15 protein-coding genes and 1 pseudogene are annotated in these 17,192 nt (G+C 67.6%); 7 read left to right on the top strand and 9 right to left on the bottom strand.

The genetic code is table 11. From position 1 onward, the window contains the following. The first annotated feature begins 77 nt into the window (after nucleotides 1-77). Nucleotides 78-890, top strand: a complete 813-nt coding sequence (locus NHG85_RS05455; RefSeq protein WP_253330545.1) for a response regulator — start codon at nucleotides 78-80, stop codon at nucleotides 888-890. Between the two features lie 4 nt (nucleotides 891-894). Here the strand turns inward: NHG85_RS05455 and NHG85_RS05450 are convergent, their stop codons facing one another. Further along, nucleotides 895-1,236, bottom strand: a complete 342-nt coding sequence (locus tag NHG85_RS05450; RefSeq protein WP_253330543.1) for a hypothetical protein — start codon at nucleotides 1,234-1,236, stop codon at nucleotides 895-897. A 105-nt stretch (nucleotides 1,237-1,341) separates the two neighbouring features. On the opposite strand from NHG85_RS05450, the gene NHG85_RS05445 reads away from it, so the two are divergent. Then, a complete protein-coding gene (locus NHG85_RS05445) occupies nucleotides 1,342-2,073 on the top strand; it encodes a Crp/Fnr family transcriptional regulator (protein WP_370362975.1) in 732 nt (243 codons plus the stop codon). Here NHG85_RS05445 and NHG85_RS05440 read toward each other — a convergent pair. The 4 genes from NHG85_RS05440 to NHG85_RS05425 form a co-directional block, all read right to left on the bottom strand. Then, complete coding sequence (locus NHG85_RS05440) at nucleotides 2,017-2,919, bottom strand: YihY/virulence factor BrkB family protein (RefSeq protein ID WP_253330540.1); 903 nt, start codon at nucleotides 2,917-2,919, stop codon at nucleotides 2,017-2,019. The genes NHG85_RS05445 and NHG85_RS05440 overlap by 57 nt on opposite strands. Before the next feature lie 253 nt (nucleotides 2,920-3,172). Beyond that, on the bottom strand, nucleotides 3,173-4,552 hold the full coding sequence (locus NHG85_RS05435) for an alpha,alpha-trehalose-phosphate synthase (UDP-forming) (protein ID WP_253330539.1): 1,380 nt from the start codon (nucleotides 4,550-4,552) through the stop codon (nucleotides 3,173-3,175). Between the two features lie 2 nt (nucleotides 4,553-4,554). Then, nucleotides 4,555-5,337 carry a trehalose-phosphatase gene (gene otsB, locus NHG85_RS05430; RefSeq protein WP_253330537.1) on the bottom strand — a complete coding sequence of 261 codons (783 nt, stop codon included), beginning with the start codon at nucleotides 5,335-5,337 and terminating at the stop codon, nucleotides 4,555-4,557. A 186-nt stretch (nucleotides 5,338-5,523) separates the two neighbouring features. Continuing rightward, nucleotides 5,524-6,723, bottom strand: a complete 1,200-nt coding sequence (locus NHG85_RS05425; protein ID WP_253330536.1) for an ROK family transcriptional regulator — start codon at nucleotides 6,721-6,723, stop codon at nucleotides 5,524-5,526. Between the two features lie 258 nt (nucleotides 6,724-6,981). On the opposite strand from NHG85_RS05425, the gene NHG85_RS05420 reads away from it, so the two are divergent. The 5 genes from NHG85_RS05420 (at nucleotide 6,982) to NHG85_RS05400 (ending at nucleotide 14,258) form a co-directional block, all read left to right on the top strand. Beyond that, the gene (locus NHG85_RS05420; RefSeq protein WP_253330535.1) at nucleotides 6,982-7,659 is read left to right on the top strand and encodes a nucleoside/nucleotide kinase family protein; all 678 of its coding nucleotides are present in this window, start codon (nucleotides 6,982-6,984) and stop codon (nucleotides 7,657-7,659) included. 150 nt (nucleotides 7,660-7,809) lie between these two features. Beyond that, on the top strand, nucleotides 7,810-9,072 hold the full coding sequence (glgC, locus tag NHG85_RS05415; protein ID WP_370362974.1) for a glucose-1-phosphate adenylyltransferase: 1,263 nt from the start codon (nucleotides 7,810-7,812) through the stop codon (nucleotides 9,070-9,072). Next, nucleotides 9,072-10,511 (top strand): glycogen synthase GlgA, encoded by a 1,440-nt coding sequence (gene glgA, locus NHG85_RS05410; RefSeq protein ID WP_253330532.1) that lies wholly within the window; start codon nucleotides 9,072-9,074, stop codon nucleotides 10,509-10,511. The genes glgC and glgA overlap by 1 nt, the downstream gene beginning before the upstream one ends. Next, nucleotides 10,508-12,622: a glycogen debranching protein GlgX gene (glgX, locus tag NHG85_RS05405; protein WP_253330530.1), complete on the top strand. Its 2,115-nt coding sequence runs from the start codon at nucleotides 10,508-10,510 to the stop codon at nucleotides 12,620-12,622. The genes glgA and glgX overlap by 4 nt, the downstream gene beginning before the upstream one ends. A 4-nt stretch (nucleotides 12,623-12,626) precedes the next feature. Beyond that, complete coding sequence (locus NHG85_RS05400; protein WP_253330528.1) at nucleotides 12,627-14,258, top strand: alpha-D-glucose phosphate-specific phosphoglucomutase; 1,632 nt, start codon at nucleotides 12,627-12,629, stop codon at nucleotides 14,256-14,258. 39 nt (nucleotides 14,259-14,297) lie between these two features. Here NHG85_RS05400 and NHG85_RS05395 read toward each other — a convergent pair whose 3' ends face one another. The 4 genes and pseudogenes from NHG85_RS05395 to NHG85_RS05380 form a co-directional block, all read right to left on the bottom strand. Beyond that, a complete protein-coding gene (locus NHG85_RS05395) occupies nucleotides 14,298-15,257 on the bottom strand; it encodes a magnesium transporter CorA family protein (RefSeq protein ID WP_253330526.1) in 960 nt (319 codons plus the stop codon). A 77-nt stretch (nucleotides 15,258-15,334) separates the two neighbouring features. Beyond that, nucleotides 15,335-15,547 (bottom strand): hypothetical protein, encoded by a 213-nt coding sequence (locus tag NHG85_RS05390; protein ID WP_253330524.1) that lies wholly within the window; start codon nucleotides 15,545-15,547, stop codon nucleotides 15,335-15,337. A 66-nt stretch (nucleotides 15,548-15,613) separates the two neighbouring features. After that, entirely contained in the window at nucleotides 15,614-16,177 is a 564-nt protein-coding gene (locus NHG85_RS05385; protein ID WP_253330522.1) for a PqiC family protein, read from the bottom strand. A 6-nt stretch (nucleotides 16,178-16,183) separates the two neighbouring features. After that, nucleotides 16,184-17,192, bottom strand: a pseudogene (locus tag NHG85_RS05380) (MlaD family protein); the annotation flags it as partial.

The following is a 17,192-nucleotide window of genomic DNA, read 5'->3' as shown; positions in this document are numbered from 1 at the left end:
CATGGCTGCACCATGGAACCACAATGCCGCGCGGCACGTTCGGTTCCAGAAAAAATGAAATTGGGGACTCTCAGCCGATGACGACAACCACCACCGCACCCGACCTCGCCACGGTGATCGGGCACGAGCTGCCCTATCTGCGCCGCTATGCGCGGGCGCTGACAGGAAGCCAGGACAGCGGTGACACCTACGCCGCGGCCACCCTCGAGGCGATCCTCGAGGATCGCTCGGTCTTTGATACGGATTCTTCGCCCCGCACCGCGCTGTTCCGGGTCTTCCACATGATCTGGGTCAGCTCCGGGGCGCCCGTCTCGGGCGAGGAAAGCGGCCTTGCCGCCGCGGCGCAAGCTCATCTGTCAAAGCTGACCCCGAACACCCGCGAGGCGCTGCTTCTCAACACCATCGAGGATTTCTCCACCGCTGAGATCGCCGAGATCATGCAGACCGACATCGACGAGGTCGAGCATCTGGTGAAGATCGCCCGCCAGGAGATGGAAGACAGCATCTCGGGCCGGATTCTCGTGATCGAGGACGAGGCGATCATCGCCATGGACCTGCAGTCTATCGTGTCGGACATGGGCCATGCCATCACCGGCGTCGCGCGGACCCGCGACGACGCGGTGCGCCTCGCCCAGCAGGAAAAGCCCGACCTCGTGCTCGCCGACATCCAGCTTGCTGACAATTCCTCGGGCATCGACGCGGTGCGCGACATCCTCGAAGCGCATGGCAACCTGCCGGTGATCTTCATCACCGCCTTCCCCGAACGCCTGCTCACGGGCGAGCGCCCGGAGCCGGCCTTCCTGATCTCCAAGCCCTATGGCGAGGAGCAGGTCCGCTCGGCGGTCAGCCAGGCGATGTTCTTCTCCTCGACCGGCCCGCTCCACGGCTGATCGCTCATGAGACGGGTGCCTCGATCGAGAGCACATGACGACGGACCGCGGCCGGAACCACCGGCCGCGGCTCCACGAACCAGTGCGCAGGCGGTTCGGCCGGAATCGCGACGCGATCGGTGATCACCACCCGGCCCAGCCTTTCTTGCAGCATGGGATGCGCGAACAGCCCCTCGCGCGCTTCGGCCGCCACGCCGATGAAGCCTAGGTCCGCCCGGCCGATCGCCTGCAGAAGCTCTTCCATCTGACGCAGGTCGTGCAGCACATGGACCGCCGCGCCGGGTCGGCATTCGCCGACGATCTCCCTCAGGTCGAGCGCAATGAGCGGCACCCGCTCCACGATCAACACCCTCACCATTTCGCCGCTCCGCATTCCGGTTTCTGTCGGGCCGCAAATGGAACATTCGGCATGGCCTTGCATTAAACTACGACATTCCGATCGCGAGTTCCGATGCCCACACCCTGCCTGGCTTGTCCCCTGCGCGCACGGCGCGTCTTCATGGACCTTGACCAGTCGGAAATCCGTGCCATCCAGCGCTTCAAGTCCGGGGAGCTGAGGATCGGGCCGGGCACGCCCCTGCTGCTCGAAGGCTCCAACAGCCCGCAGCTCTACACCGCGCTTTCGGGTCTCGGCCTGCGTTACAAGACATTGGAGGATGGCAAGCGGCAGGTCGTCAACTTCGTCTTTCCGGGCGATTTTCTCGGGCTCCAGGCGGGCATGATGAACGAGATGCAGCATTCGGTCGAAGCCACGACCGACATGACCCTGTGCGTCTTCAACCGCAGCGAATTCTTCCGCTTCTTCAGCACCAACCCCTCGCGTGCCTTCGACATCACCTGGCTCGCGGCGGTCGAGGAGCATTTTCTTGGAGAGGCGCTGGCCAGCCTCGGCCAGCGCAGCGGCCTGTCGCGCCTCGCCTGGGCGATCACCCGGATCTATCTGCGCTTGCACACGCTGGGACAGGTCGATGCGCGCGGCGGCTTTCCCCTGCCCTACCGCCAACAGGACCTCGCGGATGCGCTGGGTCTCAGCCTCGTGCACACCAACAAGACGCTCGCCAAGCTGCGCGAGCGTCAGCTCGTCTCATGGCAGGAGGGGCGGATGCAGATCCACGATCTGACCGCCCTAGCCGATCTGGCGGGGACGGACCTCGAGGCCGAGGTCGTCCGGCCGCTTCTGTGAACGCAGGCTGCGCTGCCAGACCACGTTGACCGCAGCCCCCAAGAGCACGAGCCAGGCAGAGATGTAGAGCCACATCAGCAGGGCGATCACCGCGCCGATCGAGCCGTAGACCTCGTTGTAATTGCCGAAATTGGCTAGGTAGAACGAGAAGCCCGCCGAGGCCACGAGCCAGAACAGGATGACGAGGAAGGCGCCCGGGGTGAGCCAGCGTCCGCGCGCGCCGCGCGTGTTGGGCCCGAAGCGGTAGACCACGCCGAGTCCGGCCAGTACGATACCGAAGGCCGCGATCCAGCGCACCGCCTCCAGCAACCAGCCCGTGCCCGACCCCAAGGGCAGCACCGACAGCAGGATCGGCGCGATCACCACCACCAGAAGCGCCAGGACGGCAATGACGATCAGCGACAGCGTGAGCAGGATCGCCACCGCGATCTGCCGCACGCCATTGCGGTTCGGCCGTCCGTAGATCTGGTTGAGTCCGATGATCAGGGAAGCCACGCCGTTGCGGGCCGAAAACAGCGCCACGAAGGTCGAGAGCAGCGTCGCGAAGCCCAGCGTTTCAGGCCGGGTCGCCAGCATGACGTTCAACTGCTCCTGCAAGAGGCCGTAGGCCTCGACCGGAATGATTTCCTCCATCAGCACGAGCTGGGTTTCGATCACCGCCGGATCGGAGAGCAATCCGAAGATCGCGATCAGCGCCGCCACGGCGGGAAAGATCGCGAAGATCGAATAGAAGGCCACGCCCGCCGCGATGAGACCGAGCTGCACCTCGCCCGAGAGCGTCCAGAGCCCCACGAGAAAGCGCCAGAGACCGCGCGGACTCAGGATTCTGCCGGGTTTTTCGGTCATGCACACTCCGCTCGTGATCGCCCGGAGACGCCCCGGATGAGCGATGGGCCGCTCATGCGCAAACTGGCATGGCGGCTGCGGGTTGTGAAGGGCGATGGGGAGGGGTGGCCGGCGGCTGGATCCTCCCCGAGGGAATGATCAGGAAGAGCCGCCACCGGCCTTTGGGGAATGCGAGAGACGAGGGAACGGCGCCTCTTCATCCATCCAACTGTCAACGGGGCGAAGGGTTCCGAAGAATTACGCCCCTTTGTCGCTAATCATTCGAAGGCTCTGTTTTTGCTTGCAAAGCAGCAAGATAGGTCCGTGTCCACCAGGCGATGTCGGTCTCGCGGATCGCCTGCATCAGGCTCAGGTGCCGCGATTGGCGTTCGTGCAGCGGCATGGAGAGCGCCTGGTCGATGGCGCGCGCCGTCTCGCCGGGATCGTAGGGATTGACCATCAATGCCGCGTCGAGCTGCTCGGCCGCACCGGCGAAATGCGACAGGATCAGCACACCGGGGTCGGCACCGTCCTGTGCCGCCACGAATTCCTTGGCCACGAGGTTCATGCCATCGGCCAGCGGCGTCACGAGGCAGGCATCGGCGCGGCGATAGAGCCCGGCGAGGATCTCGCGCTCGATGTTGCGGCGGATGTAGCGGATCGGCGTCCAGTCGAGCTCGGCCATCTCGCCGTTGACCCGGCCGGTGATGGTCTCCAGCTCCTGCCGGATGTCCCTGTAGGCCTCCACATCCTCGCGCGAGGGCGGCGCGATCTGCAGCAGGGTCGCCCGGATCTGCGGATCGGGGCGATGCGAGAGATACTCTCCGAAGGCGGCGAAACGCTGCGGCAGGCCCTTGGAGTAATCGAGACGGTCGACCCCGAGCACGAGCCGTTCGCCGGGCGACAGGCGCAAGTGCTCGCCCGAATCCGCATGGGTCTCGGCCGCTTCGACGAAGGCATCGACGTCGATGCCGATCGGGAAGCTTGCGATCTCGAAGGTGCGCGAGTCGAACTTCATCTTGCCGCGCAGCAGCAGCTCCGCGCCGTTGTCGCGCAAAAAATCGAGCGCGTTCGACACGTCGCGCCGCGTCTGCAACCCGATCAGATCGAAGGAGGAGAGCCAGCCGGGCATCAGCTTGCGCTCGGACAGGGCGGGCATGTCGGACGGGTTCGGGAAGGGGATGTGCAGGAAAAAGCCGATCCGGTTGGTCACACCGCGCCGGCGCAGCGCCTCGGCCAAGGGCAGGAAGTGATAATCATGCACCCACAGCACGTCGCCCGGGCGCACCACCTCGGCGATGAGCCCGGCGACCCGGTCGTTCACCTCGCGGTAGATCCGGGCCTCGTCGGGGTCTACGGCCAGAAGGTCTGTGCGGTGGTGAAACAGCGGCCAGAGCGTGGCATTGGCATAGCCCAGGTAGAAGCCCTGATGCTCCTCCTCGCTCAGATCGAAGCAATAGCGCTCATAGGGCTCCTGTGCGATCCGGGTGAGCCCCTGCGCCTCCTCCTGGGTGGCAACGCGCTTGCCCGAGTTGCCGATCCAGACGCCGCCGCGCTCCTTGAGCGCATCGTGCAGCGCCACGACCAGACCGCCCGACGGGGCGGCCTCGGTCGGGATGCGGTTGGAGACGACGATGAGACGACCCTGATCCATTTTCACGCCTCGAGCCAGCGGCGCAGCGTTCTTCGCGCGGCCTCCGGCTCGCCCAGACGGCATCCCGCGGCGGTCTCGCCTTCGCCCACCTTCACCGCGAGGCCGCCCTGCTCGACCACCCAGTGCAGCGCCGGCTCGTCGGTCACGTCGTCGCCGAAGAAGATCGGCATAGTCCCGGCGAAATGCTCGTTCTCCATCAGGCGGCGCATCGAGACATCCTTGCCGATCCCGGCGGGGCGCAGCTCGTAGGCCATCTTGGAGTGGTGCAGATCGAAGCCCTCATGCGTCTCCGACAAGGCCCGCAGGAAGGCATAGGCCTGCGCGGCGAGATCCTCGTTCTGGCGGAAATGCAGCACCACGCCGGTAGGTTTCTCTTCGCAGATCAGCCCCGGATGGGTTGCGGCGAAGGCATGGGTCATCTCACCCAAGCGCTTCACGGTGTCCGGATCGGCCAGTTCGTGGTTGCGGATCTCGCCCGACAGCCGCTCCTGCGCGCCGTGTCCGCCGATGATGGGACCGTCGAAATCCCCCAGATACTGGATGATGTCCTCGATCGCCCGTCCGGTGATGATCACCACCCGGCCCTTGGTCTTCTCCGACAGGCCACGCAGCAGCGCGTCGAGGCCGGGATCGACCTTGATCGCATCGGGGCGATCGGCCAGTTCGACCAATGTTCCATCGAAGTCGAGAAAGAGCGTCGAGCGATCGAGCTTCGGCTCGGGCACCCCGTCGACCGTGTGCTCGCTCTGATGCTCTCCGTGAAATCCGATCATCTCGTAGTACATTCCCTATCTCCAATTCCCGTGCCCAAACGACCGGCGCCGGCTCCGAAGGCCACGCAGGCCCGAGGGCTACCTTATGCAACCCGCGGGTCAGGGTCGGGGTTCCCGTGGCGCCCGGGCTCCGACGCCTGCCCCGGCGTCAGACTGCCCCTGCAGTTGTCCGCGAAGGCGTAGGCGATGACAAGCCGTTCAGGCCGGCGTCAGCCGCGCGTGGGTGTTGATCAGGAACAGCGCGAGGATCGGGTTGCAGGCCGCGCCCAGCGCGCGCGCATCGTCGCCGATGCTGCCCGCCTCGATCCGCGGGACGACGAGGCCGCGCATGTCGACCTCACCGAGCCGCGCGCGGATGCGCGCCACCAGCGCCTCGCGGATCCCGGCCGGAAAGGCGCCATCGACCAGCACGGCCTCGAAATCGATCACGGCGCAGGCCGTGGCCGCGGCGCGCGCCAGTTCGCCGCCCACCGCATCGAGCCATGGCTCGATCAGATCCTCCAAGCCGCTCCAGTCCCACGGCCGGCGCCAGAGCCGCGCCGGATCGAGCCCGGCCTCCTGCAGCCGGGCTTCGAGCAGGTGCAGCGAGGCGGTGTCGATGAGCTGGGCGGGGCGGCCAGAGGCGTCACGCGTCGGCAATGACCCCATGGCACCGGCATTGCCATGCGCGCCCTCGAACACGCAGTGGTTGAGCACCACCCCGCCACCGATGAAGGTGCCGACGAAGAAATAGGCATAGTCGCGGAACTCCCGCCCGCGGCCGTGGACCTGCTCAGCCCGGCAGGCGGCGGTGGCGTCGTTCTCGACGAAGACCGGAAGGGGCGAGAATCGCGCGATCCGCGCGGCAAAATCGAAATCGGCCCAGCCTTCGAGCGCGGCGGTGGAGGTGCCGGTGGCCTCGGGCCAGGCCCAGAGGTCGTGCGGCCGCGCCACGCCGATGCCCGCGATGCGGTCGCGCCGCCGGGCCGGAAGGAGGGCGGTCAGCGCCGCGATGCCGCCTTCGAGGAAGTGCATCACCGCCTCGGGATCGGGGTGGTCATGGGCGTGGTGCAGCTGGCCGCGCGGTTTGCCGTGAAAATCCATGAGCAACAGCTCGACACTGCGCCGCCCGATCTTGAGACCGAACGCATAGGCCCCGTCGGGATCGAGGCCGACCGGCACCCGCGGCTTGCCGACCCGGCCCCTTTGCGGCGCACCGCGCAGGATCATGCCATCCTCTTCGAGCTGCCGCAGGATCACCGATACCGTCTGCGGCGAGAGCCCCGAGATTCGCGCCAGATCGCTGCCCGGCAGCGGGCCGTTGCGCTGCATCAGCGTCAACAGCAACCGCTCGTTGTGATCGCGCAGCCCGCGCTGGTTCGCGCCGCCCGCAAGGCCCTGCCGCTCGGAATGCTCCATCGTCGTCCCCCTGCCCCGCAGCCTATCCACTTTCTTTCGTAAACAAGAATGATAAATCGGCGGGCTGCATCCGCAGGGCGATAAAACCACTCGAAGCCGGGCCATCCTCGGAAGCGGCGAACGCGAGAACCGCCCTGCCGCATCCGTCGTCCTGGCGCGGGAGCCTCAGGAATCAGTCGCTGTCGGAGCCTCTTGCCTGTATGACGGCAAGACGGGATCCGGGCCGCAAGCAGCGGCCCCGAGGCGAAAGAGGCGCATGTGCTCGACCTGACATCGCATATCAACGCGCTGGCCGAGCGTGTCCACGATCTGGCCAGCCGCAAACCGAGGGTGATCGTCGGGATCGCCGGCGCGCCCGGCAGCGGCAAGTCGACGCTGGCGGAGGAGCTTGCACGGCGGCTGGAGCGCCAGAAGCTGGTGTCGCGCACCGTGCCGATGGACGGGTTCCACCTCGACAACACGGTGCTCGACCTTTGGGGACTGCGCACGCGCAAGGGCGCACCCGAGACCTTCGACGCGCGCGGCTTCGTGCTTCTGGCCAAGCGCCTCGCACGGGGCGAGGAGGTGATCGCGCCGGTCTTCGACCGCGCCCGCGACATCGCCATTGCCGGGGCGCAGCTTATCGAGGCCGACGCGCAGGTTGTGATCGTCGAGGGCAACTACCTGTTGCTCGACGAGGCGCCCTGGTCCGAGCTGGCGCGGATCTGGGATATCTCGGCCTTTCTCGACGTGCCTTTGCCCGAGTTGCGCGCGCGGCTGATCGCGCGCTGGCTCGGCCATGGGCTGAGCCGGGCGGCGGCGACGCAGAGGGCGATGCACAACGACGTGCCCAATGCCCAGCGCGTGATCGAGCGAAGCCAACCGGCCGACCTCGTGCTGCGCCCGGCCTACACGAACACCGGCGAGGTGGCGGGCCAGGCCCGCAATCGAGGCTGACCCCGGCTCAAAAGTCTTTGAAAAACCGGGCCTTCCAAATCACATTGAACGTTGCTCGGGGCCATTTCCGGTCTATGCTCACGAAAGGGAGAGCGTTGCGTCATGGCGATCTTCCAGATTCGTCGATCCGGGACAGGGAGGCCCACAGCCATGCCACAGATCCACCGCAGACTTTCGCAACGATCCATGGCCTTCGTTCTCGCGGGCGGGCGCGGCTCGCGCCTGCGCGAGCTGACCGACCGACGCGTGAAACCGGCCGTCTATTTCGGCGGCAAGGCGCGGATCATCGACTTCGCCCTGTCGAACGCCATGAATTCCGGCATTCGCAAGATCGCTGTGGCCACGCAATACAAGGCGCACAGCCTGATCCGCCACTGCCAGCGCGGCTGGAGCTTCTTTCGTGCCGAGCGCAACGAGTTCCTCGACATCCTCCCCGCCTCGCAGCGGGTGTCCGAGAGCATGTGGTACCGCGGCACCGCCGACGCGGTGACCCAGAACATCGACATCGTCGACGGCTACGACGTCGATTACGTCGTGATCCTCGCGGGCGACCACATCTACAAGATGGATTACGAGCTCATGCTGCAACAGCATGTGGATTCGGGCGCGGATGTGACCATCGGCTGCCTCACCGTGCCGCGCATGGAGGCGGTGGCCTTCGGCGTGATGCATGTCGACGAGAACAGCCGCATCACCTCGTTTCTCGAAAAGCCCAAGGACCCGCCCTCGATCCCCGGACAGCCCGACAAGGCGCTCGCCTCGATGGGCATCTACGTCTTCTCGTGGAAATATCTGCGCGAGCTGCTGACCCGCGACTCCGAGGATGAGACTTCGAGCCATGATTTCGGCACCGACCTGATCCCCGACATCGTCAAGAACGGCAAGGCCATCGCGCATCGCTTCGACGACTCCTGCGTGCGCGCCGAGGGGCGCGAGGCCTATTGGCGCGACGTCGGCACGGTCGATGCCTTCTGGCAGGCCAATATCGACATGACCAACTTCGACCCCGAACTGAACCTGTGGGACCGCGACTGGCCGATTTGGACCTATTCGGAAAGCGTGCCGCCGGCCAAGTTCATCCATGACGAGAAGGACCGGCGCGGCTCAGCCGTCTCCTCCATGGTGTCTGGCGGCTGCATCATCTCGGGCACGGAGGTGCGCAATTCGCTGCTCTTCACGCAGGTGCACACCAATTCCTACTCGGTGCTCGATCACACCGTGGTGCTGCCTTACGTCAACGTGGCGCGTCACGCGCGTCTCAAGAATGCGGTGATCGACGCGGGCGTGATGATCCCCGAGGGGCTCGTCGTGGGCGAGGACCCCGAAGAGGACGCCAAGCATTTCCGCGTCTCCGAGGGCGGCGTGACGCTGATCACGCAGGCCATGCTCGACAAGCGGGCAGCGTCGCTCTGATGCGGGTCCTCTCCATCGCCTCCGAATGCGCGCCGCTGGTCAAGACCGGCGGCCTCGCTGACGTGGCGGGTGCCCTGCCCGCCGCGCTGCGCGCCGAAGGGATCGAGATGCGGACCCTCCTGCCGGGCTACCCGGCGGTGATGGCCGCGCTGGAGCCGGGGGCGGTGCAGGTGATGGCGGAGGACACGCTGTTCGGTGGCGCGGCCCGCGTGCTCGCGGGTCGCGCGGGCGGCCTCGATCTCTTCGTGATCGACGCGCCGCATCTCTACATGCGCGAGGGCTCGATCTATCTCGGGGCGGACGGCAACGACTGGTCCGACAACCCGCAGCGCTTCGCCGCGCTGAGCCTCCTGGCCGCGCGGATCGGCGCGGAGGGCGTGACCCTCGACGGCCATGGCTGGCAGCCCGATCTGCTGCATTGCCATGACTGGCAGGCGGGTTTCGTGCCCGACTACCTCGCGCAGATGGGCGGGCGCTGCGCCACCGTGCTGACCATCCACAACATCGCCTTCCAGGGGCTGACCGGTCACCACATGATCGAGCAGCTCGGCCTGCCCCGCTCGCGTTTTCATGCCGAGGGCTTCGAGTATTACGGCCAGTTATCGGCGCTCAAGGCCGGGCTGATGCGCGCCGACCGGCTCACCACCGTCTCGCCCACCTATGCCGCCGAGCTGATGCGACCCGAATTCGGCATGGGGCTCGACGGGGTGATGCGCGCGCGCCGCCGCGACCTGTCGGGCATTCTCAACGGCATCGACGAGAGCGCCTGGAACCCGGCGAGCGATCCGCACATCGCCGAGACCTACCGCCACCCCTCGGGCAAGACCGCCAACCGCGACGCGCTGCGTGCCGAGCTGGGCCTGCCGCGGGCCTCGGGGCCTTTGTGCTGCGTGGTGTCGCGGCTGACCGAGCAGAAGGGCCTCGACCTGCTGCTCGATGCCCTGCCGGCGCTTTTGGAGCGCGGCGGCCAGCTGGCGCTTCTGGGCTCGGGCGACCGGGGCCTGGAGGATGCGTTCCGCGAGGCGGCGCGCGAGGACGGCGTCGCGGTGCGCATCGGCTATGACGAGGCGCTATCGCACCGGCTCATCGCGGGCGCCGACGCGATCCTCGTGCCTTCACGCTTCGAGCCCTGCGGCCTGACCCAGCTCTACGGGCTGCGCTACGGCACCATCCCGCTCGTGGCACTGACGGGCGGGCTGGCCGACACGGTGATCAATGCCTCGCCCGCCGCGCTCGATCGCGGCGTAGCCACGGGGCTGCAGTTCCACCCCGTCTCGGCCGATCCGCTGGCCGTGGCGCTGGGTCGTTTGTGCGACCTTTACGCCGAAGCGGATGTCTGGGCGCAGATGCAGGCCAACGCGATGAGCCAGCCCGTGGGCTGGGCCAGCTCGGCAAGGGCCTATGCGGCGCTCTACCGGGATGCTACTGCCGCGGCATGAACAAGAAGAACCGGATCAGCGCCGGCCGGCCCCATCCCCTTGGGGCCACGCCCGACGCCGGCGGCGTCAATTTCGCCGTCTTCAGCCAGAACGCCACGCGCATGCAGCTGTGCCTGTTCGAGCGCTATGGCCGCGAGAGCGCGCGCATCGACATGCCCGAGCGCGAGGGCCACGTCTGGCACTGCTATGTCCATGGGCTCAGGCCCGGCCAGCATTACGGCTTTCGCGCCCATGGCCCCTACCGCCCCGACGAGGGCCACCGCTTCAACCCCAACAAGCTGCTGCTCGACCCCTATGCGCGCCAGCTCAGCGGCCATCCGATCTGGCACGACGCGCTGCAGGGCTACGACACCCGCTCGAAGCTGCAGGATCTGAGCTACGACACCCGCGACAGCGCGCCCTACATGCCGCGTGCCGTGGTCTGCGACACCTCGAAGCTCCTGCCCGCGAAACATCCCGACCGCCCCATGGCCGACACGGTGATCTACGAGGCGCATGTCGCAGGGCTCACCGCCGACCGGCCCGACATCGCCAACCGGGGTCGGTTCCAGGGGCTGGCCTCAGACAGGATCCTCGATCACCTCGGCCGGCTCGGCGTCACCGCGATCGAACTTCTGCCGGTGCATGCCTTCGTCAACGACCGGTTTCTCGTCGAGAAGGGCCTGTCGAACTACTGGGGCTACCAGTCGCTCGGCTTCTTCGCGCCCGAGCCGCGCTACCTCGCCGGGCACGACATCGCCGAGTTCCGCGCCATGGTCGACCGCTTCCACGCGGCGGGCATCGAGGTGCTGCTCGACGTGGTCTACAACCACACCGGCGAAGGCAACCAGATGGGGCCCACCCTGTCGTTCCGCGGCCTCGACAATGCGAGCTACTACCGGCTGGCCGAGAACCGCCGCCATTACATCGACGACACCGGCACCGGCAACACGCTCAACATCGAGCATCCGATGGTGCTGCGCATGGTGATGGACAGCTTGCGCTACTGGGTCGAGGTGATGGGGGTCGACGGCTTCCGCTTCGATCTGTGCACCGCGCTGGGCCGCCGGGCCGAAGGCTTCGACCGCGACGCCCCCTTCTTCCAGGCAATCCGGCAGGACCCGGTGCTGGGGCGGGTGAAGCTCATCGCCGAGCCTTGGGACATCGGGCCGGGCGGCTACCAGCTTGGCGCCTACCCTCCGCCCTTTGCCGAATGGAACGACAAGTTCCGCGACCAGGTGCGCGATTTCTGGCGCGGCAGCCCGGCGATGATCGGCAAGCTCGCGGCGCGGATCTCCGGCTCGGCGCGGCAGTTCGACCATGACAATCGCCCCGCCACGGCCTCGGTCAATTTCCTGACCGCGCATGACGGCTTCACGCTGATGGACGTCGTCTCCTACAACGAGAAGCACAACCAGGCCAATGGCGAGGACAACCGCGACGGCCATTCCGCCAACCATAGCGACAACATGGGGGTCGAGGGCCCGACAGAGGACAGCTCGATCAACGCGGCGCGCGCGCGCAGGCGGCGCAACATGCTGGCGACCCTGATGCTCAGCCAAGGCACGCCGATGCTGCTCGCCGGCGACGAGCTGGGCAACAGCCAGCAGGGCAACAACAACGCCTATTGCCAGAACAACGAGATCGGCTGGGTCAATTGGGACGGGACCGATCCGGGCTTTCTGGCCTTCGTGCGCAAGCTCGTGGCCTTTCGCCGGGCCCATCCGATCCTGCGGCAAAAGCGCTTCCTGCACGCGCGCAGCCGCAAGATCGACAACCGCACCGACCTGTTCTGGCGCCGCGCCGACGGGCGCATGATGACCGAGACCGACTGGCAGGACCCCGAGCGTCGCCTCGTTGCCTTCGAGATGCGCACCGCCTCGGGCACGCCCGATTACGCCGCACTCGAATACGCGCTCTTCGCGGTGATCAACAATGGCGGGCCCTGCCTCGTCACCCTGCCCGCCCCGCCCGAAGGATACGTCTGGGTGCGTCATATCGACAGCGCCCGCCCCGACGCCCCGCCCCGGCCGCATGGCGGCCGGACCCGCATCAGGGGCCGCTCCGTTGTGGTCATGGTGCTCGAACCCGACGAGACCGCCCGGACCGACCCCGCAAGCCGAGGAGATTGAACCAGTGGAACAGATGACGGTGAACACCAAGCCCATCCAGGGCCAGAAGCCCGGCACCAGCGGGCTGCGAAAGAAGACCAAGGTCTTTCAGGAGCCGCATTTCCTCGAGAACTACGTGCAGTCGATCTTCGACGGCATCGGCGGGATCGAGGGCAAGACGCTCGTCTTGGGCGGCGACGGGCGCTATTTCAACGACCGCGCCAGCCAGGTGATCCTGCGCATGGCCGCCGCCAATGGCGCGGCCAAGGTGATCGTCGGGCAGGATGCGATCCTGTCGACCCCCGCCGCTTCGCATCTTATCCGCAAGCGCGGCACCGATGGCGGGTTGATCCTATCGGCCAGCCATAATCCCGGCGGCCCGGACGAGGATTTCGGCCTGAAATACAACGCCGCGAACGGCGGCCCCGCACCCGAAAACATCACCGACAGGATCTATGCCGCGACGCAGGGGCTGACCCGCTACCGCATCATGGAGGCGCAGGACATCGATCTCTCCGCCCCCGGCACCTCGACGCTGGGCCAGATGCAGGTCGAGGTGGTCGACCCGGTGGCCGATTATGCGACGCTGATGGAGGAGATCTTCGATTTCGACGCGATCCGCGCTTTGCTCGCGGGCGGCTTCCGGCTGCGCTTTGACGCGATGCACGCGGTAACCGGCCCCTATGCGGTCGAAATCCTCGAAAACCGGCTTGGCGCGGCTTCGGGCTCGGTCGTCAACGCGACCCCCTCGCCCGATTTCGGCGGCGGTCACCCCGATCCGAACCCGATCTGGGCCAAGGATCTGGTCGATGCGATGATGTCCGACGATGCCCCCGATTTCGGCGCGGCCTCGGATGGCGACGGCGATCGCAACATGATTATGGGGCGCGGCGTCTACGTCACCCCCTCCGACAGCCTCGCGCTGCTCGCGGCCCATGCCCATCTTGCCCCGGCCTACAAGGGGGGGCTCAAAGGGGTTGCGCGCTCCATGCCGACCTCGGCCGCCGTCGACCGCGTGGCCGAGAAGAAGGGCATCGCCTGCTACGAGACGCCGACGGGCTGGAAGTTCTTCGGCAACCTGCTCGACGCGGGCCGCGCCACGCTCTGCGGCGAGGAGAGCGCCGGGACCGGATCGGACCACGTGCGCGAGAAGGACGGGCTCTGGGCGGTTCTGCTGTGGCTCAACATCCTCGCCGAGACCAAGAAGTCGGTGAAGGAGCTCTTGTCCGAGCACTATGCCGAATATGGGCGCAACTACTATTCGCGGCATGATTACGAAGACGTGGAGGCCGGTAAGGCCAACGCGCTGATGGACGAGCTGCGCGGCAAGCTCGGCAGCCTGCCGGGCCAGAGCTTTTCGGGGCTGACGGTGAAGACCGCCGACGAGTTCTCCTATGACGATCCGGTCGATGGCTCGCGCGCGACGGCGCAGGGCCTGCGGGTGGGCTTCGAGGATGGCAGCCGCGTTGTCTACCGCCTGTCGGGCACCGGCACGGTCGGCGCGACGCTGCGCGTCTATCTCGAGAGGCTGGAAACCGACCCGGCGCAATGCGACCGCGATCCGCAGGAAGCGCTGGCACCGGTCATTGCCGCGGCCGACGAGATCGCGGGCATCACCTCACATACGGGCCGCGACGCGCCCAACGTCATCACCTGACCCACCCGGCCCCGCCGCCCGCGTGGCGGGGCCGCAACCTCACAGCCAGCCCTTGGCCTTGAACCAAATCCAGGTGCCCGCCGCCGAGGCCACCATCGCACCGAGCGCGACGAAATAGGCGTTTTGATTGTCCAGCTCGGGCATGTGGGCAAAGTTCATCCCGTAGATCGAGGCGATCAGCGTCGGCGGCAGGAACAGCGCCGCGACGACCGAGAGCGTGCGCACCACCGCGTTCTCGTCGAGATTGATCATGCCCAGCGTCGCGTCCGTGGCCAGCGCCACGCGGCTGTTGAGGAAATCGAGGTGCACCTCGAGCGCGTTGATGTCGCGCATCTGCGCCTTGGCCAGCGTGCCGATCTGCGGATCACGCGCCTTCATCGTCGCGTTCCAGGTGATGAAGGTCGACAGCATCCGCTCCATGGTGAACAGCGCCAGCCGCACCTTGGCGGTCAGCTCCCCCTGCTGGCCCACGTCGCGCAGCGCCAGCCGCAGCCCTTCGACGTCGTTGGCCTCCTCGCCGTAGACCTCGCCCGCGACCCGGTCGAGCACCCGCCCCGTGGCCTCCAGAAGGTCGGCCTGCCGCGCGATGATCTCCTCGACCAGCCCCAGAAAGATCCGCACCGGCGTCTGGGTGCCCGCGCTCGATCTTTCGGCGCGGGTGGGAAAGGTATCGAAGGGGCGCGGCGCGTGGTGGCGCACGGTCACCAGCCGCTCGGGCGTCAGCAGGAAGGTCACGGGGGCCGAGAACTGTTGGCCCTTCTCGTCGCGGCCGGGCAGCATCACCGTCATCACCTGGCAATCGCCCTCGCGGTGCAGCCGGTTGGAGATCTCGATCTCTTCCATGTCCTCCAGCGAGGGCACGCCGATCCCAAACGCCTCGACCCGCGCCGTCTCTTCGGCGTCAGGTGCGAAAAGGTCGATCCAATGCGCCTTGGTCAGGTCGCGGCCGGGCCCCAGCGGGGCAAGGCCCGATCCCTCGTGCTGATAGGCTGCGAGCATCGGCGGTCTCCTCGTTTGGTCAATCGTCCCAACAAGCTAGCCCGCGCGCAGCCCTCTCCAAGCCGCTGCATGGCGGCTCAATCGGGATCGTTCGGGCCGCCCGGCCGCTGATCGAAGACGAAGAAGAACTGCCAGGCGCACCATGCGCCTGCCGCGGCAAAGAGCAGCGCCCAGCCGGGGGAGCCCTGCGACAGCTCGATCAGCGCCCAGCCGAAGACCAGAACCACCACGACCACCCGGCGCCAGACCGGAACGAAAAACGGACTACGCACCTCGAACAGTCTCTTCATCGCATCACCTCCTGCTGCGGCGGGCCGAACGATCCGGCCGGTTTCGTTCCGCCGGCTCGAATTTCCTCAGCGCATCGCGGTCTTGGCGATGGTCTGCGCAAGCTGCGTCATCGCCGCCGCCCGCGCCGCGGCGAGCCCGCTGGCGCCCGTGGCGGGTGGGATCGGCACGACGATTTCGAAGGTCTCGGCCCTGTCGCGTCCCTCGGCGTCGCGGGTGGCCACGAAGTACTGCCCCGCCACGCGGAAGCGGCCCTGCGCATCGGCGAGGAACTCCTCGACGCGCACCTCGACCCGGGCTTCGGCGAAATCGTCGAAGGGCCAGGGCTCGGAGGCCACGCGCGCGCCGGTCGAAAGCCTGAGCGCGCGGGCCAGCTCCAACGTCGCGGCGCGCACCGGATCGTCGGCCCAGAGCAGATCCTCGGCCGGGGTGATCACGCCCTCGGGCGTCTCGACATAGATGGTCTCGAGCGCCGCATAGGTCGGCAGGGTGATCTCTCGCAGCTCCACCGTCTCGAAAGCGATGGAGATTTTTTCGGTCGGCGCCACCTGCGGCACCGCGTAGCGCAGTTCGGGGCCGCCGCAGGCCGCGAGAGCCGAAAGCAGCGCCATGGCGGGGAGGATACGGGTCATCATGGCCTAGCGTCCTGTCAGAAGCGAATTGGGGCGGCGTTCGATGGCGCGGGCGAGCGAACCCACCGCCTCGGCAGCCTTGGAGACGTCGCGCAGCGCCGTGCGCAGGTCGCGCAGCGCGGGCTCGGTCTCGTCGCCGATCACGCCCACGGTGCCGTTCGAGGTCACCAGAAGCGCCTCGGCGCGGCTCACCAGCGAGGGCAGCGTCTGCGCCGCCTCGGCCAGCCGATCGGCGGCATTGGCGGCCGAGGCGAAGGTGGCGTTGGCGTTCTCGACCACCCCGCCCTCGCGCACCGCGCCGAGGATCTGGCGCAGCTCGTCGAGCGCACCGTTGAGCTCGCCTGGCAGCGCCCGCGCCGTCTCCTGCGACAGGATCCGGTCGGCGGAGTTGATCAGGCTGCCCGCCTCGGCCACCAGCACCTCGAGCGGCAGGTCGGCCGCCTTGCCCGCCACGGCGTTCAGGCTGTCGATCAGCTGCGGCGCGCCCGCGAGCGAGCGGTCGAGGCTGTCGGCGGCGCGCGCGGCGCTGTCGATCGCCGCAACGAGGCTTTCGCCGCCGCCGCCCGCGTTGACCTCGGCCAGAAGCGCGCGCGCTTCGGCGACGCCCAGCTCCAGTTCGCCCGCCAGCGTGCCGATCTGGCCGGGCAGCGCTTGCGCGGCCTCGGTGCCGATCAGACCGCGCGCATCCTGCGCCAGCCCCGAGACGCGGTCGAGCAGCGCCTCGACGGGCAGCTCCTGCGCCATCGCGGCCAGAGCGTCGATCCGCTCCACCAGCTGCGGCACGCCCTCGAGCGAGGCATCGAGACGGCTTGCCGCCGCCCCCGCCGCGTCGATGGTATTGAGCAGCCGGGTCACGCCCTCTTCCTCGTTGAGGCTGGCGATGAGGCTGCGCGCCTCGGCCGTGCCGCCCTCGAGCTCGGCCAGAAGCGCGTTGACCCGCCCCGGCAGAGCGCGCGCGTCGTCGGTGTCGATCAGCCCGCGCGCGGCACCGGCGAGGCCCGAGACCTCCGTCAGC

Origin of the sequence: Limimaricola litoreus, assembly GCF_024159025.1 — a bacterium.
Lineage (GTDB): Bacteria > Pseudomonadota > Alphaproteobacteria > Rhodobacterales > Rhodobacteraceae > Limimaricola > Limimaricola litoreus.
This window is presented reverse-complemented; position numbering and strand designations above follow the sequence as displayed.

Coding starts and splice junctions, on each gene's coding strand:
- NHG85_RS05455 (WP_253330545.1), top strand. CDS start 78: ATGACGACAACCACCACCGCACCCGACCTCGCCACGGTGATCGGGCAC.
- NHG85_RS05445 (WP_370362975.1), top strand. CDS start 1,342: ATGCCCACACCCTGCCTGGCTTGTCCCCTGCGCGCACGGCGCGTCTTC.
- NHG85_RS05440 (WP_253330540.1), bottom strand. CDS start 2,919: ATGACCGAAAAACCCGGCAGAATCCTGAGTCCGCGCGGTCTCTGGCGC.
- NHG85_RS05435 (WP_253330539.1), bottom strand. CDS start 4,552: ATGGATCAGGGTCGTCTCATCGTCGTCTCCAACCGCATCCCGACCGAG.
- otsB (WP_253330537.1), bottom strand. CDS start 5,337: ATGTACTACGAGATGATCGGATTTCACGGAGAGCATCAGAGCGAGCAC.
- NHG85_RS05425 (WP_253330536.1), bottom strand. CDS start 6,723: ATGGAGCATTCCGAGCGGCAGGGCCTTGCGGGCGGCGCGAACCAGCGC.
- glgC (WP_370362974.1), top strand. CDS start 7,810: ATGCCACAGATCCACCGCAGACTTTCGCAACGATCCATGGCCTTCGTT.
- glgA (WP_253330532.1), top strand. CDS start 9,072: ATGCGGGTCCTCTCCATCGCCTCCGAATGCGCGCCGCTGGTCAAGACC.
- glgX (WP_253330530.1), top strand. CDS start 10,508: ATGAACAAGAAGAACCGGATCAGCGCCGGCCGGCCCCATCCCCTTGGG.
- NHG85_RS05395 (WP_253330526.1), bottom strand. CDS start 15,257: ATGCTCGCAGCCTATCAGCACGAGGGATCGGGCCTTGCCCCGCTGGGG.
- NHG85_RS05390 (WP_253330524.1), bottom strand. CDS start 15,547: ATGAAGAGACTGTTCGAGGTGCGTAGTCCGTTTTTCGTTCCGGTCTGG.
- NHG85_RS05385 (WP_253330522.1), bottom strand. CDS start 16,177: ATGACCCGTATCCTCCCCGCCATGGCGCTGCTTTCGGCTCTCGCGGCC.